General features: G+C 39.1%; 25 protein-coding genes and 2 other annotated features. All 25 genes read left to right on the forward strand.

Annotation, left to right across the window (positions count from 1 at the left end; translation table 11 throughout):
- The first annotated feature begins 20 nt into the window (after positions 1–20).
- The 25 genes from radA to rpsG all read left to right on the forward strand — a co-directional run bounded on the left by radA (position 21) and on the right by rpsG (position 25,582).
- Complete coding sequence (gene radA, locus MHH73_RS00560) at positions 21–1,400, forward strand: DNA repair protein RadA (protein ID WP_191816914.1); 1,380 nt, start codon at positions 21–23, stop codon at positions 1,398–1,400.
- 4 nt (positions 1,401–1,404) lie between these two features.
- A complete protein-coding gene (gene disA / locus MHH73_RS00565) occupies positions 1,405–2,478 on the forward strand; it encodes a DNA integrity scanning diadenylate cyclase DisA (RefSeq protein ID WP_191816913.1) in 1,074 nt (357 codons plus the stop codon).
- Positions 2,479–2,697: 219 nt separating this feature from the next.
- Positions 2,698–3,780 (forward strand): PIN/TRAM domain-containing protein, encoded by a 1,083-nt coding sequence (locus tag MHH73_RS00570; RefSeq protein ID WP_191816912.1) that lies wholly within the window; start codon positions 2,698–2,700, stop codon positions 3,778–3,780.
- 86 nt (positions 3,781–3,866) lie between these two features.
- Positions 3,867–4,556: a 2-C-methyl-D-erythritol 4-phosphate cytidylyltransferase gene (gene ispD / locus MHH73_RS00575; protein WP_341064006.1), complete on the forward strand. Its 690-nt coding sequence runs from the start codon at positions 3,867–3,869 to the stop codon at positions 4,554–4,556.
- Positions 4,557–4,569: 13 nt separating this feature from the next.
- Complete coding sequence (gene ispF, locus MHH73_RS00580) at positions 4,570–5,049, forward strand: 2-C-methyl-D-erythritol 2,4-cyclodiphosphate synthase (protein ID WP_191816910.1); 480 nt, start codon at positions 4,570–4,572, stop codon at positions 5,047–5,049.
- A 156-nt stretch (positions 5,050–5,205) separates the two neighbouring features.
- The gene (gene gltX, locus MHH73_RS00585; protein WP_341064007.1) at positions 5,206–6,663 is read left to right on the forward strand and encodes a glutamate--tRNA ligase; all 1,458 of its coding nucleotides are present in this window, start codon (positions 5,206–5,208) and stop codon (positions 6,661–6,663) included.
- A gap of 67 nt (positions 6,664–6,730) precedes the next feature.
- Positions 6,731–6,956, forward strand: a binding site (T-box leader).
- A gap of 140 nt (positions 6,957–7,096) precedes the next feature.
- On the forward strand, positions 7,097–7,747 hold the full coding sequence (gene cysE / locus MHH73_RS00590) for a serine O-acetyltransferase (protein ID WP_191816908.1): 651 nt from the start codon (positions 7,097–7,099) through the stop codon (positions 7,745–7,747).
- The gene (gene cysS / locus MHH73_RS00595) at positions 7,747–9,147 is read left to right on the forward strand and encodes a cysteine--tRNA ligase (RefSeq protein WP_341064009.1); all 1,401 of its coding nucleotides are present in this window, start codon (positions 7,747–7,749) and stop codon (positions 9,145–9,147) included. The genes cysE and cysS overlap by 1 nt, the downstream gene beginning before the upstream one ends.
- A 5-nt stretch (positions 9,148–9,152) precedes the next feature.
- Positions 9,153–9,578 carry a Mini-ribonuclease 3 gene (locus tag MHH73_RS00600; RefSeq protein ID WP_341064010.1) on the forward strand — a complete coding sequence of 142 codons (426 nt, stop codon included), beginning with the start codon at positions 9,153–9,155 and terminating at the stop codon, positions 9,576–9,578.
- Complete coding sequence (rlmB, locus tag MHH73_RS00605; RefSeq protein ID WP_341064011.1) at positions 9,575–10,318, forward strand: 23S rRNA (guanosine(2251)-2'-O)-methyltransferase RlmB; 744 nt, start codon at positions 9,575–9,577, stop codon at positions 10,316–10,318. The genes MHH73_RS00600 and rlmB overlap by 4 nt, the downstream gene beginning before the upstream one ends.
- A gap of 2 nt (positions 10,319–10,320) precedes the next feature.
- Positions 10,321–10,827, forward strand: coding sequence for an NYN domain-containing protein (locus MHH73_RS00610; RefSeq protein WP_191816904.1), 507 nt, complete (start codon positions 10,321–10,323; stop codon positions 10,825–10,827).
- Between the two features lie 74 nt (positions 10,828–10,901).
- Entirely contained in the window at positions 10,902–11,558 is a 657-nt protein-coding gene (sigH, locus tag MHH73_RS00615) for an RNA polymerase sporulation sigma factor SigH (RefSeq protein WP_404826118.1), read from the forward strand.
- Between the two features lie 140 nt (positions 11,559–11,698).
- On the forward strand, positions 11,699–11,842 hold the full coding sequence (gene rpmG, locus MHH73_RS00620) for a 50S ribosomal protein L33 (RefSeq protein ID WP_191816903.1): 144 nt from the start codon (positions 11,699–11,701) through the stop codon (positions 11,840–11,842).
- A 110-nt stretch (positions 11,843–11,952) separates the two neighbouring features.
- Positions 11,953–12,135, forward strand: a complete 183-nt coding sequence (gene secE, locus MHH73_RS00625) for a preprotein translocase subunit SecE (RefSeq protein WP_191816902.1) — start codon at positions 11,953–11,955, stop codon at positions 12,133–12,135.
- Positions 12,136–12,346: 211 nt separating this feature from the next.
- On the forward strand, positions 12,347–12,880 hold the full coding sequence (nusG, locus tag MHH73_RS00630; RefSeq protein WP_191816901.1) for a transcription termination/antitermination protein NusG: 534 nt from the start codon (positions 12,347–12,349) through the stop codon (positions 12,878–12,880).
- 273 nt (positions 12,881–13,153) lie between these two features.
- Complete coding sequence (gene rplK / locus MHH73_RS00635; RefSeq protein ID WP_009336545.1) at positions 13,154–13,579, forward strand: 50S ribosomal protein L11; 426 nt, start codon at positions 13,154–13,156, stop codon at positions 13,577–13,579.
- Positions 13,580–13,769: 190 nt separating this feature from the next.
- The gene (rplA, locus tag MHH73_RS00640) at positions 13,770–14,468 is read left to right on the forward strand and encodes a 50S ribosomal protein L1 (RefSeq protein ID WP_191816900.1); all 699 of its coding nucleotides are present in this window, start codon (positions 13,770–13,772) and stop codon (positions 14,466–14,468) included.
- A 73-nt stretch (positions 14,469–14,541) separates the two neighbouring features.
- Positions 14,542–14,689, forward strand: a sequence feature (ribosomal protein L10 leader region).
- Between the two features lie 59 nt (positions 14,690–14,748).
- Positions 14,749–15,249, forward strand: coding sequence for a 50S ribosomal protein L10 (gene rplJ, locus MHH73_RS00645; protein WP_191816899.1), 501 nt, complete (start codon positions 14,749–14,751; stop codon positions 15,247–15,249).
- 52 nt (positions 15,250–15,301) lie between these two features.
- On the forward strand, positions 15,302–15,667 hold the full coding sequence (gene rplL, locus MHH73_RS00650; RefSeq protein ID WP_191816898.1) for a 50S ribosomal protein L7/L12: 366 nt from the start codon (positions 15,302–15,304) through the stop codon (positions 15,665–15,667).
- A gap of 178 nt (positions 15,668–15,845) precedes the next feature.
- A complete protein-coding gene (locus MHH73_RS00655) occupies positions 15,846–16,448 on the forward strand; it encodes a class I SAM-dependent methyltransferase (protein ID WP_341064014.1) in 603 nt (200 codons plus the stop codon).
- 419 nt (positions 16,449–16,867) lie between these two features.
- Positions 16,868–20,431 carry a DNA-directed RNA polymerase subunit beta gene (gene rpoB, locus MHH73_RS00660; protein ID WP_191816896.1) on the forward strand — a complete coding sequence of 1,188 codons (3,564 nt, stop codon included), beginning with the start codon at positions 16,868–16,870 and terminating at the stop codon, positions 20,429–20,431.
- Between the two features lie 119 nt (positions 20,432–20,550).
- A complete protein-coding gene (rpoC, locus tag MHH73_RS00665) occupies positions 20,551–24,147 on the forward strand; it encodes a DNA-directed RNA polymerase subunit beta' (protein ID WP_191816895.1) in 3,597 nt (1,198 codons plus the stop codon).
- A gap of 144 nt (positions 24,148–24,291) precedes the next feature.
- Positions 24,292–24,540 carry a 50S ribosomal protein L7ae-like protein gene (locus MHH73_RS00670; protein ID WP_191816921.1) on the forward strand — a complete coding sequence of 83 codons (249 nt, stop codon included), beginning with the start codon at positions 24,292–24,294 and terminating at the stop codon, positions 24,538–24,540.
- A gap of 104 nt (positions 24,541–24,644) precedes the next feature.
- Positions 24,645–25,067 carry a 30S ribosomal protein S12 gene (gene rpsL / locus MHH73_RS00675; protein WP_095371229.1) on the forward strand — a complete coding sequence of 141 codons (423 nt, stop codon included), beginning with the start codon at positions 24,645–24,647 and terminating at the stop codon, positions 25,065–25,067.
- Positions 25,068–25,111: 44 nt separating this feature from the next.
- On the forward strand, positions 25,112–25,582 hold the full coding sequence (rpsG, locus tag MHH73_RS00680) for a 30S ribosomal protein S7 (RefSeq protein WP_095371228.1): 471 nt from the start codon (positions 25,112–25,114) through the stop codon (positions 25,580–25,582).
- Positions 25,583–25,609 lie beyond the last annotated feature (27 nt).

Consider the following 25,609-nt stretch of genomic DNA (forward strand, 5'->3'; position numbering starts at 1 on the left):
AAAGAGAAGGAGAATGAAGATTGGCGAAAAGAAAATCAAAATTCATATGTCAAGAATGTGGTTATGAATCGGCAAAGTGGATGGGGAAATGCCCCGGGTGTGGCGTATGGAACAAAATGACGGAAGAAGTAGAGAAGCCTGCTAACTCGAGGAGAGGGGCGTTTGCACATACACAAGAGACAACGATTAGAGCAAAAGCGACGCCGATTCCAAAAATCGAAACAGTCAATGAGCCACGTATTTATACGGAAATGAAGGAGTTAAATCGCGTTCTTGGTGGTGGCGTTGTCAGAGGATCGCTCGTTTTAATTGGTGGAGATCCTGGGATTGGGAAATCAACACTACTCTTGCAAGTTTCTTCCCAATTATCTAATAAACAGCATTCGGTACTTTATATTTCTGGAGAAGAGTCGATAAGACAAACGAAGCTACGAGCTGACAGATTAAATATTTCATCAGAACATTTACTTGTTTATGCGGAGACAAGCTTAGAAGAGATTAGTCAAACGATTGATGAGGTGAAGCCGGACTTTGTTATCATTGACTCCATTCAAACTATTTATCATCCGGAAGTGACCTCGGCTCCTGGTAGTGTTTCACAGGTAAGAGAGTGTACGGCTGAGCTTATGAGAATCGGGAAAACAAAAGGGATTGCGATTTTTATTGTTGGGCATGTAACAAAAGAAGGGTCAATTGCAGGCCCTAGGTTGCTTGAACATATGGTGGATACGGTGCTGTATTTTGAAGGGGAAAGGCATCATACGTATCGAATTTTAAGAGCAGTCAAAAACCGATTTGGTTCTACGAATGAAATGGGTATTTTTGAAATGAAAGAATTAGGTTTAGAAGAAGTGGCAAACCCTTCAGAGATTTTCCTAGAAGAACGATCACAAGGAGCAGCGGGTTCAACTGTTGTGGCTTCAATGGAAGGAACTCGACCCGTTCTTGTAGAAATACAAGCATTAATATCCCCTACGAGTTTTGGCAACCCAAGAAGAATGGCAACAGGGATTGATCATAACCGTGTGCCTCTATTAATGGCGGTATTGGAGAAACGGGTCGGTATGTTGTTACAAAATCAAGATGCGTATTTGAAGGTTGCCGGTGGGGTAAAACTAGATGAACCAGCAATTGATTTGGCGGTAGCAGTCAGTATCGCTTCAAGTTTTCGAGATAAACCAACAAGAGCAACAGATTGCATTATTGGTGAGGTGGGCCTCACTGGAGAAATAAGGAGAGTTTCAAGAATTGAACAGCGAGTCCAGGAGGCTGCGAAACTTGGGTTTGAAAGGATTATTTTACCGGCTAATAATTTGAGTGGCTGGACAGGTCCTAAAAATGTTCAATTGATTGGTGTTCACTCGGTTAGTGAAGCACTTGAAGCTGCATTAGGAGGGTAAGCATATGGATTCAAAGAAACAAAGCGAAATTACAATCAGTGAGTTATTGAAATTTTTAGCACCAGGGACACCCCTACGTGCAGGTATAGATAATGTATTAAGAGCAAATACGGGTGGATTAATTGTTCTTTGTTCTAAGGAGCAGATTGCTAGTTTAGTGGATGGGGGCTTTCAAATTAATTGCCCTTTTTCGCCAAACTACTTATATGAGCTAGCGAAGATGGATGGGGCGATTATTCTCAATCAAGAAGGAAACAAAATCCTGATTGCTAATGCCCAACTCGCACCAGATTCGAGTATTCCTTCCTCAGAGACAGGGATGCGACATCGGACAGCAGAACGGGTGGCGAAACAAACAGGTGCGCTTGTTATTGCTGTTTCACAACGCCGTAACGTCATTACTTTATATAAAGGGGCTTCTCGTTATTCACTAAAGGATATTGGTGTGATATTAACAAAGGCCAATGTGGCAGTTACCACACTAGAAAAATATAAAGTGGTTCTTGAGCAAAGTATATCTAATTTAGGTATTCTCGAATTTGAAGAACAGGTGACTTATAATGATGTGTTAAATGTTATGCATAATATAGAAATGCTGTTAAGAATTAAAAATGAATTACTAACTTATTTAAGCGAGTTAGGGACAGAAGGACGTCTTATTCGTTTACAAATGAATGAGTTACTGATTGAAATGGAAAGAGAATCAGAATTCGTTATTATGGATTATGCTAATGATCGTGATATTAAGGCCAAAGAAGCGCTTCAAAAGCTTCAAGAGTTATCAAAAGGTGAGACTTTAGAAGACTCAGTTATCATGAAATTACTAGGCTTCCATGGCTATATTCATACTGAAGAAGTCATTCATCCTAGAGGGATTCGTGTGCTGCATAAGGTGCCACGACTACCACCTATTATTATTGATAATCTCGTTGATCGTTTTGAGGAACTGAGGTATATAGCGGCAGCTTCTATTGAAGAATTAGATGAGGTAGAAGGTATAGGAGAGGTACGGGCTAGGAAGATTGACGAAGGCCTCAAGCTTATACAAGACCAATTTTTTTCCGATCGACATTTATAAATACCATTGAACTACTATCCACCTTATGATAGAATAGGTAGTTTATCATTTGACATTCCCTTACTTGCGGTGCTAGTCTAAGAGTATTCATAACCGTTTGTTCTATCCTTTTATTTAGTTTACTGCAATAATTTTTTTTGTTTATAATATAAAATTTTCCAATATTGTGCGTTTTTTATTTTTGGAATTTGTTAATAATGAATAAAAGGAGGTGAGGGAATGTTAAAGAGAATTGTACAAGTCTGTTTCCTTATATTTGGGATCACATTAGGAATCTTTGTGATACCAGAGTTACTATATCTAATCAGTTTAGATGACATTCCATTATTAAATAATCCTTATGTTTCCGCCGTTTTAGGAGCTATTATTTTCTATCTTTTAACATTTTGGGCGGTTGACCATGTGGTCAATTTCATTAAATGGACAGAAGAATCGATTGTAAAGGTGCCAATTACCGATATTATATTTGGTAGTGTTGGATTGGTGTTTGGTCTTGTTGTTGCGTTTTTACTTGGTTATGGGTTGTCAACACTCGAGATACCGGTATTAAATACTGTCGCTCCTATTGTCTTAACGCTGTTATTTGGATATTTAGGTTTTCAAGTTGGATTTAAAAAGCGAGATGAATTACTCAATCTTTTTACGAACAAAAAGAAAAAGTTAACTGAAGAAGAAGATAGTCAATCTGATGTGAATAAGCTAAAAATATTAGATACAAGTGTGATTATCGACGGTCGGGTAGCTGATATTTGCCAAACAGGATTTTTAGAAGGAACCATCGTTATTCCTCGTTTTGTCTTAGAAGAATTACAGCATATTGCCGATTCGTCTGATGTGTTAAAGAGAAATCGGGGTCGCCGCGGTTTAGACATTCTCAACCGTATTCAAAGTGAGCTGTCTATTAAGGTAGAAATTTACGAAGGTAATTTTGAAGAAATACAAGAAGTGGATAGTAAGCTAGTGAAGTTAGCGAAATTAACTAACGGTGTGGTTGTAACCAATGATTTCAACCTAAATAAGGTATGCGAGCTACAGAAAGTCGCAGTTCTAAATATTAATGATCTGGCGAATGCTGTGAAGCCGGTTGTGCTTCCGGGGGAAGAAATGAAGGTTCAGGTCATTAAGGACGGAAAAGAACAGAATCAAGGGATTGCCTACTTAGACGACGGTACCATGATTGTCGTAGAAGAAGGCAGAAATTATATTGGTAAGCATATTGATGTAGTCGTGACAAGTGTCTTACAAACGTCTGCGGGTAGAATGATTTTTGCTAAACCAAAACTTTTAGAAAAAGCATTATAATATAGTATAGGAGAAGCAGAAGAGGGAGCTGTAAAAAGGCTCTTTTCTTCCGCTTTTTATGCTGATTAAGGGAGTTAAAGGAGATTATGGGGTATAGAGTTGTCATACCTGCAGCAGGGCAAGGGAAGAGAATGGGTGCCTCAAAAAATAAACTGTTGCTAGAGTTAAGAGGGGTACCTATATTTATACATACATTGAACGTTTTCCAGCGGGATTCCGCGTGTGAAGGGATTTATTTAGCTATTAATCCTGCTGAGGAAAAGGAGATAAGTAGGTTAATTGCTGAGCATGGGATTGATAAGGTAAAGGCATATATCAGCGGTGGACAGGAAAGACAGCATAGCATTAGTAATGTGATTCGTGAATTAACAGGTGAAGGAATTGTGTTAGTGCATGATGCGGCCCGTCCTTTTGTTGAACAAGAGCATATCGACCAACTTGTATCTCAAGCTCAGTGCAATGATGGCGCCATTTTAGCCGTTCCAGTAAAAGATACAATTAAAAAGGGACGAGATGGATTAGTAGAGGAAACCATTGATCGATCACGTCTGTGGTCGGTACAAACCCCTCAAGCTTTTAAGCTTAGTATTTTACAAGCGGCATATGAGAAAGCACAAGAGGATCATTTTGTAGGGACCGATGATGCAAGCCTGGTGGAGAGAGTCCATAATAAGATTGCATTTGTACAAGGGAATTACGATAATATTAAACTAACAACGCCTGAGGATATTTATTTTGCTGAGGCGATTTTAAATAAAAGAGATGACTTTATCTAAAGGAGAAGATAGAATGTTTCGCATTGGACAAGGATTTGATGTACATCAATTAGTTGAAGGACGACCACTGATTATGGGTGGGATTACGATTCCATATGAATTAGGATTACTTGGACATTCAGATGCGGATGTTTTACTACATACAGTGTCAGATGCCTGTTTAGGTGCAATTGGTGAAGGTGATATTGGTAAGCACTTTCCTGATACAGACCCAGAATTTAAAGATGCGGATTCAGCTAAGCTGATGCAACATGTGTGGCAATTGGTAAAAGATAAGGGTTATGAACTTGTGAATGCAGATTGTACCATTATTGCACAAAAACCAAAAATGGCTCCTTATATTCCAGCTATAAGAGAAAGAATAGCGGAATTGTTAGAATCAGAAGTAGAGAACATTAACGTGAAGGCAACGACAACGGAAAAACTAGGATTTACAGGCAGGGGCGAAGGAATTGCTGCTCAAGTGGTTGTGTTGTTGCAGAAAAGAGCCTAGTCCGTCATTTAAGGACTTTGACAACTTACAGTAGGATGATAAAATAAAGGGTGCTATTTATATTAAATTTTTGATAAAAAAGATGGATCGTCAGGTTGGCTTATTCAGCAATCAGCGGTTTTTCGAAATAGAACCCGATCTTGAAGGAGGATCATCATGTCAAGTGATATTCGTGTACGTTATGCACCAAGTCCAACGGGACATTTACATATTGGTAATGCGCGTACAGCTTTGTTTAATTATTTATTTGCTCGTAGTAAAAATGGTCAATTCATCATTCGTATTGAAGATACAGATAAAAAGCGTAATATTGAGGGCGGCGAAGAGAGTCAATTAAAATACTTACAATGGCTTGGTATAGACTGGGATGAAAGTATTGATAAAGATGGTGGCTATGGTCCGTATCGTCAATCAGAACGAAACGAAATATACAAAAAGTATTATCAACAGTTACTTGATAGTGGACAAGCTTATAAATGTTATTGTACGGAAGAAGAGTTAGAAGCTGAGCGTGAGGCGCAAATGGCTAAAGGCGAAACGCCGATTTACTCCGGAAAGTGCAGACATTTATCAGATGATGATCGCCAACAACTCGAAGCTGAAGGAAGAGAACCAAGTATTCGATTTCTTGTCCCACAAGGAAAAGTGTATGCATTCAATGATATGGTTAAAGGGGAAGTGTCATTTGAGTCAGATGGCATTGGTGATCATGTAATTGTCAAAAAAGACGGGACACCGACATATAATTTTGCTGTAGCCATTGATGATTATTTAATGAAAATCTCTCATGTACTACGTGGGGATGATCATATTTCTAATACACCTAAACAAATTATGATTTATGAGGCGCTTGGCTTCCAAGTACCTGTATTTGGTCATATGACGCTAATAGTGAATGAAAGTCGTAAAAAGTTAAGTAAACGCGATGAGTCAATCATTCAATTCATTGAACAATACGAAGAGCTAGGTTACTTGCCTGAAGCGTTGTTTAACTTTATCGCTTTACTTGGCTGGTCTCCGAGTGGAGAGGAAGAATTATTCTCAAAAGAAGAGCTAATTGAAATCTTTGATGAGTCAAGATTATCTAAGTCACCGGCATTATTCGATATGCAGAAGCTTGCTCATATTAATTCACAGTACATGAAAAAGTTAGATGGTGACCAGTTACTTGCTTTAACACTACCTCATTTTAAAAAAGCAGGCAAAGTAGGAGACCATCCTTCAGAGGATGAGTTACAATGGTTAAAGAAATTAGTGCTGCTGCTGCAAGAGAAAATGAGTTATGGTGCGCAAGTAATTGAACTAAGTGAATTATTCTTTGTTCAGGATGTTGAAGTAGAATCAGAAGCGAGCGAAGTATTAGCTGAAGAGCAAGTACCGGAAGTGTTGACTGCTTTCTTACATGAAGTTGAGGCCCTTGAGGTATTTGAAGCCGACCAAATAAAGGCGGCAATGAAGTCAGTACAGAAAGCGACTGGACATAAGGGCAAAAAATTATTTATGCCGATTCGCTCAGCAACAACGGGGCAAACACATGGTCCGGACCTACCGAAAGCAATGGAACTATTAGGTAGAGAAACCGTAAAAATTCGCCTAAAGCGTATTTTAGGTTAACATATCGGTAAAAATATAATATAGTATAGAATATTAACGTATAAATCTTTACAAGATCTTTATAGATGCTAAATCATTGAAGAGGAAAAGTAAGAGTAATGACTGTTTATTAGAGAGAACCATCATCGGCTGAAAGTGGTTTAAACCTCTCATTCTCTGAAGTGCCCCTCTGAGTCCTATTTCGAACCGTTATAGTAGAAATAGGCGGCTACCTTCCCGTTAACGAGGCAGAGTTGGAGCTTTTATTATATGAAAGCTTAAACAGAGTGGAACCGCGTGTAAACGTCTCTGTCTATTTTAGACAGGGGCGTTTTTTATTTATAGATTGGTTTTCTGGTGATAAGGTCCCAATCAAAGAGAGAATGTAATGACTGTTGTTTTTTGTTGTTTTATTATACGAAAAAAATGTGTTTAAAGACTGGAGGGAGAGAGCATGTTTAAAAGAATGAAGGAAGATATCGATGTTGTGTTTGAACAGGACCCTGCCGCAAGAAGTGTTTTTGAAGTAGTGTTAACCTACTCTGGATTACATGCGATTTGGAATCATCGCATCGCCCACGGTCTTTATAAAAATAAATTCTTTTTCCTGGCAAGGTTGGTTTCGCAAATCAGTCGTTTTTTTACTGGAATAGAAATTCACCCCGGGGCGAAAATTGGCCGTCGATTTTTTATTGATCACGGCATGGGTGTGGTTATTGGTGAGACTTGCGAAATTGGAGATAATGTCACTGTCTATCAAGGTGTAACACTTGGGGGAACAGGGAAGGAAAAAGGCAAGAGGCATCCAACGATTAAGGATAATGCTCTTATTGCTACAGGAGCAAAAGTGCTTGGATCCATTACAATTGGGGAAAACTCAAAAATAGGTGCTGGCTCAGTTGTTTTACATGAAGTGCCACCTAATTCAACGGTTGTCGGTATACCTGGTAAGGTGAAAATCCAAGATGGTGTGAAAGTAACGAAAGATTTGAATCATACAGACTTACCAGATCCGATTTCTGATCGCTTTAAAGAGCTAGAAAACGAGCTAGAGCGAGTGAAAAGAGAGTTTGAACAACTGAAAGCTGAAAGGAGCCACTCATAATGGCGATTCAATTATATAATACGTTAACAAGAAAAAAAGAGCCGTTTATCCCGTTAGAAGAGGGTAAAGTAAAGATGTATGTTTGCGGACCTACTGTTTACAATTATATTCATATAGGAAATGCCCGCCCCGCAATTGTATTCGATACAGTGAGAAGATATTTGGAGTATCGCGGATATGATGTGAATTTTGTGTCAAATTTCACAGATGTCGATGATAAATTAATTCGCACGGCAAAAGAACTAGGTGAAGAGGTGCCAGAAATTGCGGAGAGATTTATCGAAGCGTATTTTGAAGATGTATCGGCATTAGGTTGCAAAAAAGCGGACACTCATCCGAGAGTAACGGAAAATATGGATACGATTATTGAGTTTATCGAAGCGTTGATTGATAAAGGTTTTGCCTATGAATCAGAAGGTGATGTGTACTACCATACACGAAAGTTTGAAGAGTATGGCAAGCTTTCTCATCAATCGATTGATGAGTTAAAGCTAGGCAACCGTATTGCGGTTGGTGAGAAGAAGAAAGACGCACTTGATTTCGTCCTTTGGAAAGCGGCGAAGGAAGGTGAGATTAAATGGGATAGTCCTTGGGGAGCGGGTCGCCCAGGGTGGCATATTGAATGCTCCGCGATGGCTCGTAAGTATCTAGGTGATACGATTGATATTCATGCTGGAGGACAAGATTTATCCTTCCCTCACCATGAGAATGAAATTGCACAGTCAGAGGCAGTGACAGGGAAAACTTTTGCTCGTTACTGGATGCATAATGGCTATATTAATATTGATAACGAGAAAATGTCTAAATCACTCGGCAACTTTGTCTTGGTACACGATATTATTAAGAAGCACAATCCGCAAGTGTTAAGGTTTTTCATGTTAGCAGTGCATTACCGTAATCAAATTAACTATAATGAAGAATTGTTGGAAAATACAAAAGCCGGTTATGAGCGTATTAAAGCTTCGTATGAGAATTTAAAACATCGTAAAGAAGCAAGTAGCGAGTTAACAGATAATAACCAAGAATGGTTAGAGAAAATTGGTGATTTACAAAAGCAATTCATCACAGATATGGATGATGATTTTAACACAGCGAATGCCATCTCTGTTGTATTTGAATTATCAAAACAAGCGAATTATTATTTGATGGAAAAGAATACTTCTACTGCTGTAATCGATGCATTTATGACGCAATTCGAAGATTTCTTCGGTGTGCTTGGGCTATCGTTAGAGGATGAGCCAGAACTGCTAGATGAGGAAGTGGATCAATTGATAGCTGACCGGATCCAAGCAAGAAAAGATCGCAATTTCCAATTAGCTGATCAAATTCGTGATCAATTAAAAGAAATGAATATTATTCTTGAGGATACAGCTCAAGGAACAAGATGGAAAAGAGGATAAGAGTGATGCTTTCATACGGTGAAAATCTTAATCCTAAACAATTAAACAGCCTCGCCCTTGCTTATATGGGCGATGCTGTTTACGAACAATATGTACGCCAGGACCTATTGCAAAAAGGTAACATTAGACCACATCAGTTGCATAAGGCAGCAACGAAGTACGTGTCAGCTAAAGCACAATCAAGAGTGATTCATGCATTTTTGGACGAGGGTGTTTTATCAGAAGAAGAAGAGGCGGTAGTTAGACGGGGTAGAAATGCTAAATCAGGCACCATTCCGAAAAACACCGATGTACAAACTTATCGTTATAGTACTGCATTCGAAGCATTGATAGGCTTTTTATATTTATCTAATAGAGAAGAGCGGTTAGAAGAGTTAGTAGTTAAAGCATTTAAATGGACTGAGGATAGGAAGGAGGAGAGCAAGAAATGAGTCATGATTTCATTATTGGTAAAAATGCTGTGATTGAGGCACTTAAATCAGAGCGTGATATGAATAAAATTATGGTAGCGGAAGGCTCTCAAAAAGGGCAAATGCAGCAAGTGGTTGGATTAGCAAAGGAAATGGGTGTGCTGGTTCAATTTGTACCGAAAAAGAAATTGGATCAAATGGAGTTAGGGAATCATCAAGGTGTGGTTGCTCATGTGGCAGCCTATCAATATGCTGAGTTAGATGACCTATTTAAAAAGGCTGAAGACAGTGGACAAGCTCCCTTCTTTATTCTATTGGATGAGATTGAAGATCCTCATAATCTAGGTTCGATTATGAGAACGGCTGATGCTGTAGGTGCACATGGAATTATTATTCCGAAGAGACGTGCGGTTGGTTTAACAGCAACAGTTGCGAAAGCTTCAACGGGTGCGATTGAACATATTCCTGTTGCCCGTGTAACCAATTTAGCAAGAACGATTGATGAATTAAAAGAACGAGGCGTTTGGATTGCGGGTACAGATGCTAGCGGTAAACAGGATTATCGCCAATTGGATGGAGTGATGCCCATCGGATTAGTCATTGGTAGTGAAGGGAAAGGAATGGGAAGACTGATTAGAGAAAAATGTGATTTTCTTATCAGCTTACCAATGGCTGGGCGAGTGACATCTTTAAATGCTTCAGTTGCTGCTGCTTTATTGATGTATGAAGTCTACCGCAAACGCTCTCCGATTGAGCGATAATGATGAATATCCTTCTTGTTGACGGATACAATATCATCGGTGCCTGGCCCGAGCTTCAACTTCTTAAAAATAAGGATTTAGAAGCAGCCAGGGACCTGCTGGTAGAGAAGATGGCTGAATATCAAGGGTATTCCGGTTACCGAGTCATAGTTGTCTTTGATGCCCATTACGTAAAAGGGACAGAAAGAAAATTTAAGAATTATAATGTTGAAGTTATTTTCACACGTACAAACGAAACCGCAGATGAACGTATTGAAAAGCTAGCGATTGCGTTAAATAATATCAAAACACAAATCTATGTAGCTACTTCAGATTTTACAGAGCAGAGAGTTATCTTTGCTCAAGGTGCGTTAAGGAAGTCAGCCCGAGAATTACACAATGAAATGAATCATATCGAAAAACAAATTGACAAAAAAGTAAAGAAAAGCCAGGAAAATAAGCCAGTGTCTAAAATACCATTAAGTGATGAAATCGTTGAAATTTTCGAAAAATGGCGCAGAGAACGATAAATGATTGGTTGACGCTGGAAAATACCCTACTGTATAATATTTCTAACCATGCTTGTACGGTCGGGGGGATCAAGATGAGTATCGACTTCAGGACAAAAGCTGAAAAGCATTCTTTATATGTTCAACTCGAAGATGAAGAAGTAATTGAATTAGTGCATAAAGGTGAAAGTGAAGCGCTAGATTATTTGATCCATAAGTATCGAAACTTCGTGCGTGCAAAGGCGAGGTCTTATTTCCTCATTGGCGCCGACAAGGAAGATATTGTGCAGGAGGGAATGATTGGTCTTTATAAGGCCATTCGAGATTTTAAGGAGGACAAGTTGTCTTCCTTCAAAGCATTTGCGGAATTATGTATCACAAGACAGATTATCACGGCAATTAAAACAGCAACAAGACAAAAGCATATCCCATTGAATTCTTATGTATCGCTTGATAAGCCTATTTATGATGAGGAGTCAGATCGTACGTTAATGGACGTCATTTCTGGAGCGAAAGTGCTGAACCCAGAAGAGCTAATTATTAATCAGGAAGAGTTTGACCACATCGAAGTAAAAATGTCTGAACTTTTGAGCGATTTGGAAAGAAAGGTGCTTGCCCTTTATTTAGATGGGCAGTCATATCAGGAAATATCTGAAGAATTAAATCGACATGTGAAATCAATTGATAATGCTTTGCAAAGAGTGAAGAGAAAACTAGAAAGATATTTAGAAATAAGAGAATTCTCTTTATAACTACTATATGTTAATATATTATTTATGGGCATATGAGAACCATTTTTAGTAGTTGAAGTTTTCGTGTTTTTGCAGTTATTGACATGGATTATTCGCCATGGTAGAGTTTTAATGGCATAAATGTCGAAGAGGTGTGAAACATGCCGAAAAAAGTGATACTAGCTTGTGCCGATTGTGGGACAAGGAATTACACTACAAATAGTAATAAAGGTAATGAGAGATTGGAATTAAAGAAATTTTGCAGTAAATGCAGTGCACATACAGTTCATCGCGAAACAAAATAATAGAGTAAAGAAGAGACAAAAAAGTAATAGAATGGCATTCAGGGGGATGTATTCTTAATCGACGCTTTTTTGTTAAAGGATATATCTCTTTAAAAGTTGGGGGTTAAGAAATGGGACGCATCGTGCAGTTTTTCCGTGAAGTTGGACGTGAGATGAAAAAGGTTAGCTGGCCTACAAAAAAAGAGCTAACGAAATATACGATCACAGTGATTGTCGTTGTTTTATTCTTTACGTTATTCTTTACTGTTGTTGATTTAGGTATTTCTGAATTGATTCGCTTAATTCTTGAATAACCCCTGAGCTTCCATGGTATAATGGATGATAACACAGGAACATTTGCAGGAGCCCGGTAACGGGTTTTTTCATTTGGTCAAGAAAGGCCTAGTCCATTTGCTTAGGATACGATCGATATCGTCATCCATCAATTTAGACAAACAAGAGATGTCAGTCTTTCAAAAATAAAAAAAGATTGCAGGGAGGGAAGGACGTTAAGTCCCCTTTGATATGGAAAAGAATTGGTATGTAGTACATACGTACTCAGGGTATGAGAATAAAGTAAAAGCAAACCTTGAAAAACGTGTGGAATCGATGGGCATGCAGGATAAAATTTTTAGAGTGGTTGTCCCTGAAGAAGAAGAAACAGATTTTAAAAATGGTAAGAAGAAAGTTGTCAAACGAAAAGTATTCCCAGGTTATGTGTTGGTGGAGATTGTTATGACAGATGACTCTTGGTATGTAGTGCGTAATACACCTGGTGTAACTGGGTTTGTTGGTTCAGCGGGTTCTGGCTCCAAACCTACTCCATTGTTGCCTGAAGAAGTGCAGGTCATTCTTAAACGTATGGGTGTTGAAGAAAAACGAATGGATGTAAACTTCGCAGTTGGGGAAACGGTACAAGTAAACGAAGGTCCATTTGCTAACTTTACTGGATCTATTGAAGAAATTGATAAAGATAAAGCGAAAATCAAAGTGCTTGTAAATATGTTTGGAAGAGATACTCCGGTTGAATTAGATTTTTCGCAAATCGAAAAAATTTAACGGTCTTTCTTTCTTTTATTTAAGTAGGGAAAGTTGATTTTAGTATGATTCCGCTATATCTAGCCATTGTCTTTCGTTTATGAGCTCTCCTATATTTTTGAAAAGAACTTGAAATCATCTTTGAAAAATGATAATATTTCATAGGTCAGTATGTCTCAGAAGACGAGACCGGACATTGGACATTATTCTTTATGTTAATATAAAGAATTAACAGTTGAGTGGGAGGGGGAAAACCCCTATTACCACATCACGGACTTTAAGGAGGTGTGTCTCGTGGCTAAAAAAGTAATCAAACTTGTTAAATTGCAAATTCCTGCAGGTAAAGCAAACCCAGCACCACCAGTTGGTCCTGCACTAGGTCAAGCCGGTGTTAATATCATGGGATTCTGTAAGGAATTTAATGCACGCACAGCTGAACAAGCTGGTCTAATTATTCCTGTTGAAATCACGGTATTTGAGGACCGTTCATTTACATTTATTACGAAAACTCCACCTGCTGCTGTATTGCTTAAGAAAGCGGCTGGTATTGAGTCTGGTTCTGGTGAACCAAACCGTAATAAAGTAGCAACAGTCAAGCGTGACAAGGTACGCGAGATTGCTGAAACAAAAATGCCTGATCTAAACGCTGCTAGTGTAGAAGCTGCTATGCGTATGGTTGAAGGTACTGCACGCAGCATGGGTATTGTCATCGAAGACTAATACTATTTGCTATTGATGTATGATGATTGTTTCTAAAGAGGTTGCGATGCTGAATTAGTTTCACTCGCAACCTTTATAATGTTCGGACCTTGAGGATTCTCGGGGGCCGACGTTTTGAGATGAGAAGCAAACGTGCTTTTCGTCGGTGGGAGGTTATTCCGCTAAAACCACATTCAAGGAGGAAATTAAAATGGCTAAAAAAGGTAAGAAGTATGTAGAAGCTGCTAAACTTGTAGATAGCACAAAAGCTTACCCAGTTGCAGAAGCAATTGCTCTTGCTAAGAAAACAAACTTTGCTAAATTTGACGCAACAGTTGAAGTAGCGTTTCGTTTAGGCGTAGATCCTAAGAAAGCTGACCAACAAATTCGTGGAGCTGTCGTGCTTCCGAACGGTACTGGTAAAACTCAACGCGTGCTTGTATTTGCAAAAGGCGAAAAAGCGAAAGAAGCAGAAGCTGCAGGTGCAGACTATGTTGGAGATGCAGAATTCATCAACAAAATCAACCAAGGTTGGTTTGAGTTTGACGTAATCGTTGCTACTCCAGACATGATGGGTGAAGTTGGTAAACTTGGCCGTGTGCTTGGACCAAAAGGTTTAATGCCAAACCCTAAAACAGGTACAGTTACATTTGATGTAGAAAAAGCTGTTAATGAAATCAAAGCAGGTAAAGTTGAATACCGCGTAGAAAAAGCTGGTAACATTCACGTGCCTATCGGAAAAGTATCATTTGAAGATGACAAGCTTGTTGAAAACTTCAACACAATCTTCGATACAATGATGAAAGCAAAACCTGCTGCAGCAAAAGGTACTTACATGAAAAACGTTTCTGTAACTACTACTATGGGACCTGGTGTGAAAGTAGACCCTTCTACAGCTGCAACAAAATAATTAACCATTAATTGGTTTTTAAATAAAGTTGACATAACAATATCCATTCTGTAGAATGAATCTTGTTATTATCATAACTTAATCATTTATACCGTAGACAGCAGGAGCCGATTGAGGCTTAATAACCTGCCGAGGTAATACGATAGATTTTAATTGCTTGAACGAGCTATTGTATACTTCCTCCATGTCTACCTTTGATATGGAGGTTTTTTAATGAGATGGTGAGACTCACCTATCTGATTGAACGGTATGAATGCATAATTCAATAGGAGGTGTAAAGATGAGCAGCATTATCGAACAAAAGAAACAAATCGTAGAAGAAATTGCAGACAAATTCAAATCAGCTCAAACAGCAGTTGTTGTTGATTACCGCGGATTAACTGTTTCAGAAGTAACAGAACTTCGTAAACAACTACGTGAAGCGAATGTTGAATTCAAAGTTTACAAAAACTCTATGAGTCGTCGTGCAGCAGAAGCTGCTGAACTTGCAGGCTTAAATGAACATCTTACTGGTCCTAATGCAATTGCATTCAGTACAGAGGATGTTGTCGCACCAGCGAAAATTTTAAACGAGTTTGCTAAAAAGCATGAAGCTCTTGAAATTAAAGCAGGTGTAATTGAAGGTAATATCGCTTCACAAGAAGAAGTGAAAGCTCTTGCTGAACTTCCATCTCGCGAAGGTTTACTTTCTATGCTACTCAGCGTACTTCAAGCTCCAATTCGCAATCTTGCTCTTGCAACAAAAGCTGTTGCAGATCAAAAAGAAGAACAAGGCGCTTAATTATCGGTTTTAACCAATATAATCTAACAAAAATTAAGGAGGAAATTATATCATGACTAAAGAACAAATCATTGAAGCAGTTAAAAATATGACTGTTTTAGAACTTAACGATCTAGTAAAAGCAATTGAAGAAGAATTCGGAGTAACTGCTGCAGCTCCTGTAGCTGTTGCTGGTGGCGCTGCTGGTGGAGACGCTGCTGCTGAGAAAACAGAATTCGACGTAATTCTTAATTCTGCTGGCGACCAAAAAATCAAAGTTATCAAAGTTGTTCGTGAAATCACAGGTCTTGGCCTTAAAGAAGCGAAAGAAGTTGTTGATAACACTCCTAAAGCTATTAAAGAAGGCGCTTCTAAAGAAGAAGCTGAAGAAATCAAAGCTAAACTTGAAGAAGTTGGAGCTGGCGTAGAAGTTAAGTAATATAGGTTTTTTTAAAAAGCCCGCTTGTATGAGCGGGCTTTTTTAATATCAGTTATGTGGACTGTTTAGGTAAGTGAATTTAAGGACAACGTACAGCTACAGTCGCGACGTGTACTTATTTTTACCCTCTACCAAAAAATCCTCGCACATGCAGCTCTAATATCTGGAGGTGACCACTATGTCAGACCATTATTATTCTAAAACGCCTAATGTCGAAAGTAATCCACGTATTTGGAGTTACAAACTAAGAGACAAAACATTTCAATTTAAAACCGATCATGGTGTATTTTCAAAAAATGAAGTTGACTTTGGATCGAAGTTATTAATAGAGACGTTTATCCCTCCTGAAATATCTGGTGATATATTAGATGTTGGTTGTGGGTACGGCCCGATTGGTTTATCAATGGCGACGCTTATGCAAGATCGGCAAGTCGTCATGCTCGATGTGAATGAAAGAGCGCTTGAATTGGCTAAAACAAACAGCGAGCTTAATGGTATCAACAATATCACTGTAAAAGAAAGTGATAAGTTGGCAGTTGTTAAAGAACATCAATTTGCAGCTATTTTAACGAATCCGCCAATACGAGCTGGGAAACAAACCGTGCATCGTATTTTTGAAGAGAGTTTTGAATGTTTATTGCCTGGTGGAGAATTATGGGTAGTCATTCAAAAGAAGCAAGGTGCACCATCTGCTATTGAAAAGCTCTCGGAATTATTTGCTGAAGTAGATACAGTTGTAAAGAAAAAAGGCTATTTTATATTAAGAGCAAAAAAAGATTGACTTGACATTTTCGCTATGTTAGTATTGTAAAATGCCAACATAATATACTACCAATAGGGATAAAAATTTATGCGTTATTGTATAAATTTATCCAGATGTGGGAAGTAATGAAAAGAATAGTCTAATGATGGAATTGTGGTTTTTGCTTGAAAACCCTTTTTCTTTTTGTCTGATTGAGTTTATATTTACGGAGGAATCTCATGTTTTGGGGCTTCCGGCGCTCTAATTTTGGCAAAGATAGAGCGAAATGTGACTCGAGTTTAAGATATGTCAAGCTACCTGGATAATATTTCTCATGTAAAGAGTTTATCTTACTTGTGGGCTGGAATCCACAGGTAAAAAGATAGATTCTATTATTTGCATGTGAGATTCACAGGTTGCTTTTCAAATAATAACGCTTGATTTGAGGGGTGAATCAGTTGACAGGTCAACTAGTTCAGTATGGACGACACCGCCAACGTAGAAGTTACGCACGAATCAGTGAAGTTTTAGAATTACCAAATCTAATCGAAATCCAAACCTCTTCTTATCAATGGTTTCTTGATGAGGGTTTAAGAGAGATGTTTCATGACATTTCTCCGATTGAAGACTTTACTGGTAATTTATCGCTTGAATTTATTGATTACAGCCTTGGCGATCCAAAATATTCGGTTGAGGAATCGAAGGAACGAGATGTTACATATTCTGCACCTTTGCGTGTAAAAGTACGTCTTGTGAACAAAGAAACAGGCGAAGTCAAAGATCAGGATGTCTTTATGGGTGACTTCCCGCTTATGACAGAAACAGGAACATTTGTAATTAATGGCGCAGAACGTGTCATTGTTTCGCAATTGGTGCGTTCTCCGAGCGTATACTTTAGCGGAAAACTCGATAAAAACGGGAAAAAAGGCTTTACTGCCACTGTTATCCCGAACCGCGGCGCTTGGCTTGAGTATGAAACTGATGCCAAAGATGTCGTATACGTTAGAATAGATCGTACGAGGAAGCTACCCGTTACGGTTCTTTTGCGTGCATTAGGGTTCGGATCTGATCAAGAAATCATCGAATTAATTGGTGACAATGAATATATCCGTAATACGCTTGAAAAGGATAACACAGAAGGTACGGACAAAGCATTGCTCGAAATCTATGAGCGTCTTCGCCCAGGTGAACCACCGACTGTTGAAAATGCAAAAAGCTTACTTGTATCAAGATTCTTCGATCCAAAACGCTATGATTTAGCAAATGTTGGACGTTACAAGATTAATAAAAAGCTTCATATAAAAAATAGATTATTTGGCCAAAGATTAGCTGAAAATTTGGTTGATCCTGAAACAGGAGAAATCATTGCTGAAAAAGGTGTTGTACTTGATCGTAGAACACTTGATCGAATTCTTCCTTACCTTGAGAAGAATGTTGGCTTTAAGAAAGTGGACCTTGTCGGCGGCGTTATAGATGAAGAAGTCGATGTTCAATCAATTAAAATTTATGCACCGAATGAAGATGGCGAGAAAGTCATTAATGTAATCGGTAATGCGTATGTAGAAGAAGCTGTGAAGAACATTTCACCTGCTGATATTATTGCTTCTATTAGCTATTTCTTTGATTTATTGCATGGTGTCGGCGATACAGATGATATTGACCACCTTGGTAATAGAAGATTACGTTCTGTTGGTGAGCTATTGCAAAACCAATTCCGTATCGGTTTATCAAGAATGGAGCGTGTAGTACGTGAGAGAATGTCTATTCAAGACACGAACACAATTACACCACAACAATTAATCAACATTCGTCCTGTTATTGCATCTATTAAAGAATTCTTTGGTAGCTCTCAATTGTCCCAGTTCATGGACCAAACAAATCCATTAGCTGAGTTAACACATAAGCGACGTCTATCAGCCTTAGGACCTGGTGGTTTAACACGTGAGCGCGCAGGATTTGAAGTGCGTGACGTTCACTACTCCCACTATGGTCGTATGTGTCCAATTGAAACGCCAGAGGGACCGAATATCGGATTAATTAACTCTTTATCATCCTTTGCGAAAGTGAATCGTTTTGGATTTATTGAAACACCTTATCGTCGTATTGATCACGAAACAGGTACAGTATCTTCAAGAATCGATTACTTAACAGCTGATGAGGAAGATAATTATGTTGTAGCCCAAGCGAATGCAAGACTAGGTGAAGATGGTTCATTCGTTGACGAGGAAGTTGTTGCTCGTTTTAGAGGGGAAAATACTGTTGTTAAACGTGACCGTGTTGATTACATGGATGTATCACCTAAGCAGGTTGTATCTGCTGCGACTGCATGTATCCCATTCTTAGAGAATGATGACTCTAACCGTGCCCTAATGGGTGCCAACATGCAACGACAAGCTGTGCCTCTTATGCAACCTGAAGCACCACGCGTTGGAACAGGAATGGAATATGTTTCTGGTAAAGATTCTGGTGCTGCGGTGATTTGTAAGCATGAAGGTATTGTTGAGCATGTTGAAGCGAAAGAAGTTTGGGTAAGACGTGTGAAAGAAGTAGATGGCCAAGAAGTAAAAGGCGATCTTGATAAATATAGAATGCTTAAGTTCATTCGTTCCAACCAAGGTACTTGTTACAACCAAAGACCAATTGTTGCAGTTGGTAACCGTGTAACGAAAGGTGAAATCCTTGCTGATGGACCATCAATGGAACTTGGTGAACTTGCGCTTGGACGTAATGTTCTGGTTGCTTTCATGACATGGGACGGTTATAACTACGAGGATGCGATCATCATGAGTGAGCGCCTTGTAAAAGATGACGTATACACTTCCATTCATATTGAAGAGTATGAGTCAGAGTCTCGTGATACGAAGCTTGGACCTGAAGAAATTACTCGTGACATCCCGAATGTAGGGGAAGATGCCTTACGTAATTTAGATGAGCGCGGTATTATTCGCACAGGTGCTGAAGTGAAAGATGGAGACTTGTTAGTTGGTAAAGTAACGCCTAAAGGTGTAACAGAACTAACTGCAGAGGAAAGACTACTTCATGCTATTTTCGGTGAAAAAGCACGTGAAGTACGTGATACATCCTTGCGTGTACCACATGGTGGAGGCGGTATCGTACTAGATGTCAAAGTCTTCAATCGTGAAGATGGCGATGAACTACCTCCAGGTGTTAACCAACTTGTACGTGTTTATATTGTTCAGAAGCGTAAGATTTCTGAAGGGGACAAAATGGCCGGCCGACATGGTAACAAAGGGGTTATCTCTCGTATTCTACCGGAAGAAGATATGCCGTATTTACCAGATGGCACACCGGTTGATATCATGTTGAACCCATTAGGGGTACCTTCTCGTATGAACATTGGTCAGGTTCTGGAACTACATCTTGGAATGGCAGCAAGACAATTAGGCATTCATGTTGCTTCACCAGTATTTGATGGTGCAAACGAGGAAGACGTTTGGGAAACAATCGAAGAAGCTGGTATGGCTCGTGATGCGAAAACAGTTCTTTATGATGGACGTTCAGGAGAGCCGTTTGATAACCGTGTATCAGTTGGTGTCATGTATATGATCAAACTAGCACACATGGTTGATGATAAACTTCACGCTCGTTCTACTGGACCTTACTCACTTGTTACGCAACAACCGCTTGGTGGTAAAGCACAATTCGGTGGACAGCGTTTTGGTGAGATGGAGGTTTGGGCACTTGAAGCCTATGGTGCTGCTTATACACTTCAAGAGATCTTAACAGTTAAATCGGATGATGTCGTTGGACGTGTGAAAACATATGAATCCATCGTTAAGGGTGAAAATGTACCGGAACCTGGTGTCCCTGAATCATTCAAAGTATTAATTAAAGAACTTCAAAGCTTAGGTATGGATGTAAAAATTCTTTCAGGCGATGAAAAAGAGATAGAAATGCGTGATACGGATGATGAAGAGGATATGCAACAGGCTGAATCCTTAACAATCGCTCCAGATACGCAAGAAACAGAAGAAGCAGAAACAGTAGCAACAAAAGAATAAATTGAACAAGGAGGGCGATTACTGCCCTCCATTCGAGCTAAGTGGAATAGATGACTGGGACCCAAACTTATTGATAAGTGAATGGGAAAAACCTGTAGATCGAAAGGGAGGTAGGCCCCTTGCTAGATGTTAATAATTTCGAGTATATGAAAATAGGTCTCGCTTCACCAGATAAAATCCGCTCATGGTCTCATGGTGAAGTAAAGAAACCTGAAACAATCAATTATCGTACATTAAAACCTGAAAAAGATGGTTTGTTTTGTGAACGTATTTTCGGTCCAACAAAGGACTGGGAGTGTCATTGTGGTAAATACAAACGCGTTCGTTATAAAGGTGTTGTTTGTGATCGTTGTGGTGTTGAAGTTACACGTGCTAAAGTTCGTCGTGAAAGAATGGGGCACATTGAGCTAGCAGCGCCAGTATCACATATTTGGTACTTTAAAGGTATTCCAAGCCGTATGGGTCTTGTGCTTGATATGTCTCCACGTGCGTTGGAAGAAGTAATTTATTTTGCATCTTATGTTGTAACTGAATCTGGGGATACAGCATTAGAGAAAAAACAATTGCTATCTGAAAAAGAGTACCGTGCTTACCGTGAAAAATACGGTAACAAGTTCCAAGCATCTATGGGTGCGGAGTCAATTAGAAAATTACTTTCAGATATTGACCTTGATAAAGAAGTAGATTCGTTAAAGGAAGAATTAAAAACTGCACAAGGGCAACGCCGAACACGTGCAATTAAACGATTAGAAGTGCTTGAAGCATTCCGTGGTTCAGGAAATGAACCAAGCTGGATGATTCTTGATGTGCTACCAGTTATTCCTCCGGAGCTTCGTCCAATGGTTCAACTAGACGGTGGTCGTTTTGCTACATCTGATTTAAATGACCTTTATCGCCGTGTAATTAACCGTAATAACCGTTTGAAACGTTTATTAGACCTTGGTGCTCCAAGCATCATCGTTCAAAATGAAAAGCGTATGCTTCAAGAAGCTGTTGACGCTTTAATTGATAACGGTCGTCGTGGGCGTCCTGTTACAGGTCCTGGTAATAGACCACTTAAATCACTATCTCATATGTTAAAAGGTAAACAAGGACGTTTCCGTCAAAACTTGCTTGGTAAACGTGTTGACTACTCTGGACGTTCTGTTATTGTCGTTGGTCCAAACTTGAAAATGTATCAATGTGGACTACCTAAAGAAATGGCATTGGAGTTATTTAAACCGTTTGTCATGAAAGAGTTAGTTGAGAAGGGTCTAGCGCACAATATTAAATCAGCTAAACGTAAAATTGAAAAAGTTCACCCTGAAGTTTGGGATGTTCTTGAGAGTGTTATTAAGGAGCATCCGGTATTATTAAACCGTGCCCCTACACTTCATAGATTAGGGATTCAAGCATTTGAACCTACGTTAGTTGAAGGACGTGCGATTCGCCTGCATCCACTTGTTTGTACAGCATATAATGCTGACTTTGATGGTGACCAAATGGCAGTTCACGTACCTTTATCAGCAGAGGCGCAAGCTGAAGCTAGATTGCTTATGTTGGCAGCACAAAACATCCTGAATCCTAAGGATGGTAAACCAGTTGTTACACCTTCACAAGATATGGTGTTAGGTAACTATTACTTAACATTAGAAAGAGAAAATGCTGTTGGTGAAGGAATGATCTTTAACGATACAAGTGAGGCGTTACTTGCTTACCAAAACGGATATGTTCACTTACACACAAGAGTAGCTGTCCATGCTGGGTCGTTAAAAAATGAAACATTCACTGAAGAACAAAATAAACAACTATTGATGACAACAGTTGGTAAATTGGTATTCAATGAAATTTTACCGAAAACATTCCCGTATATTAACGAACCAACAAAAGAGAATCTTGAAATTGAAACACCGCAAAAATACTTTATTGATAAAGCTACTGATATTCCTGAAGCGATTCGTGCAATGCCAATTGTCGATCCGTTTAAGAAGAAGATTCTTGGGAACATCATCGCTGAAGTATTTAAACGCTTCAAGATTACTGAAACATCAAAAATGCTAGACCGAATGAAGAATTTAGGTTTCAAATATTCAACTAAAGCTGGTATTACCGTTGGTGTGGCAGACATCGTTGTATTAGGTGAAAAAGAAGAAATTCTTCATGAAGCTCAAAATAAAGTTGATAATGTCTTAAAACAATTTAGACGTGGTCTTATTACTGAAGAAGAACGTTATGACAGAGTTATCTCTATCTGGAGCGCGGCGAAAGATAATATCCAATCGAAACTTATGAAATCATTGGATAAATCCAACCCAATCTTCATGATGAGTGATTCAGGTGCCCGTGGTAACGCATCTAACTTTACACAGTTAGCTGGTATGCGTGGTCTAATGGCCAACCCGGCTGGTCGTATTATTGAATTACCGATCAAATCAAGTTTCCGTGAAGGATTAACCGTATTAGAGTACTTTATCTCTACACACGGTGCGCGTAAAGGTCTTGCTGATACAGCCCTTAAAACAGCTGACTCTGGTTACCTTACTCGTCGTCTTGTTGATGTTGCACAGGACGTAATTGTTCGTGAAGATGATTGCGGTACAGATCGTGGCTTATTGATTTCTTCCTTGAAGGAAGGAACAGAAGTGATTGAAAGCTTAGAGGAACGTTTAATCGGTCGTCATGTAAGAAAAGCGATTAGACATCCGAAAACAAATGAAATCATTGCACGTGAAAATGAATTGATTACTGAAGATTTATCTGCAGAAATCATTGCTGCAGGCGTTGAAGAAGCATGGATTCGCTCTGCGTTCACATGTAATACTCGCCACGGTGTATGTAAGAAATGTTACGGACGTAACTTGGCTACTGGTCAAGAAGTTGAAGTCGGTGAAGCAGTCGGTATTATCGCCGCTCAATCAATCGGTGAACCAGGTACACAGTTAACGATGCGTACATTCCATACAGGTGGGGTTGCAGGAGACGATATTACACAAGGTCTTCCTCGTATCCAAGAGATTTTTGAAGCGCGTAACCCTAAAGGTCAAGCGGTTATTTCGGAAATCAAAGGTACAGTGGTTGGCATTAATGAAGGCCGCGATCGTCAACATGAAATCGTTATTCAAGGTGAAGTTGAATCACGTACTTATACAGCACCTTATACAGCGCGCTTAAAAGTAGCAATTAACGATGAAGTGGAACGCGGTCAAGAGCTAACAGAAGGTTCTATCGATCCGAAAGAATTAATTAAAGTCAGAGATGTTACAGCTGTTCAAGAATACTTGCTACGTGAAGTACAAAAAGTTTACCGTATGCAAGGGGTTGAAATCGGTGATAAACACGTCGAAGTAATGGTACGTCAAATGCTTCGTAAAGTACGTGTCATCGATGCAGCTGAGACAGATGTACTTCCAGGTACATTGCTTGATATCCATCAATTTACTGATGCGAACAGAAAAGCGCTTATGGAAGGTAAAATGCCAGCTACTGGACGTCCGGTATTGCTTGGTATTACAAAAGCATCTCTTGAAACTGATTCCTTCTTATCTGCTGCTTCATTCCAAGAAACAACTAGAGTTCTTACAGATGCAGCGATTAAAGGAAAACGTGATGAGTTACTTGGCTTGAAAGAAAATGTTATCATTGGTAAACTTGTTCCAGCTGGTACAGGTATGCAACGTTATCGTCAAGCAGAGCCTTATACAAAAGAAGAAGTTGAAGATACAATCACTGTAGAATAATGATAGAAGTAGAGGTGTCGTTCTTTTTAAGAATGGCACCGACCTTCTATATTAAAAAAATATGAATGATTGTTGACATCATTTTCAATTGGTGGTAATATAGCAAAGGTGCTCCTATTACTGGATACTTTGGAGGATGAAATTATGTCTTATGAAAAAGTATTGCAGGCGCAAGAAATTATAGTAGGAACTAAACAAACAGTGAAAGCTCTTAAATCTGGAATTGTATCTGAAGTAGTCATCGCTAGCGATACAAATTTTCAAGTCAAATCTATGATAGAAGAAGCTGCTAAAGATCATAACGTTCCAATCACATATGTTGATTCGATGAAAAAGCTTGGTAAAGCATGTGGGATAGATGTAGGTGCTGCAGCTGTTGCATTAACTATTTAAAAACTGTTTTTGTAGATAGAAATCTGCAAGAACTTTGTTTTTGCCTTTAAATGAACCACCTGGATGTGTGGGCTTACATGAAAAGATGAAGGGAGGAAAAATACATGCCTACTATTAATCAATTAGTACGCAAGCCTCGTAAAACAAAGGAAGAGAAATCAACTTCTCCTGCGTTGAACAAAGGTTATAACAGCTTCAAAAAAGTACAAACGAACATATCTTCACCACAAAAACGCGGTGTATGTACTCGTGTTGGTACAATGACTCCTAAAAAACCAAACTCAGCGTTGCGTAAATATGCACGTGTGCGTTTAACTAACGGAATCGAAGTAAATGCTTATATTCCTGGTATTGGTCATAACCTACAAGAGCACAGTGTGGTACTTATCCGTGGCGGTCGTGTAAAAGACTTACCGGGTGTACGTTACCATATCGTTCGTGGTGCACTTGATACTGCTGGTGTTAACAACCGTATGCAAGGTCGTTCTAAATACGGTGCAAAACGTCCTAAAGCAGCTAAGAAATAATTCACAAATAAAAATAACCCTTTCTTGAAAGGAGGAAAAATTACATGCCACGTAAAGGTCCTGTAGCAAAAAGAGACGTATTGCCTGATCCGATTTACAACTCAAAGCTTGTTAGCCGTCTAATCAATAAAATGATGGTAGATGGTAAGAGAGGTAAATCTCAAGCAATTCTATATAATGCATTTGATATCATTAGTGAGCGTACTGGCAAAGAGCCAATGGAAGTATTCGATCAAGCGCTTAAAAACATCATGCCTGTACTTGAAGTAAGAGCACGCCGTGTAGGTGGAGCTAACTACCAAGTACCAGTTGAGGTGCGCCCTGATCGCCGTACAACTCTTGGTCTTCGTTGGTTAGTAAACTACGCTCGCCTTCGCGGTGAGAAAACAATGGAAGAGCGTCTTGCAAACGAAATTCTTGATGCAGCTAACAACACTGGTGCATCAGTGAAGAAACGTGAAGACACTCATAAGATGGCTGAAGCAAACAAAGCATTTGCTCACTATCGTTGGTAAGATTCATTTATATATTATAAAAACAAT

Source organism: Cytobacillus sp. FSL K6-0265 (genome assembly GCF_038003465.1).
GTDB classification, from domain to species: domain Bacteria; phylum Bacillota; class Bacilli; order Bacillales; family Cytobacillaceae; genus Cytobacillus; species Cytobacillus stercorigallinarum.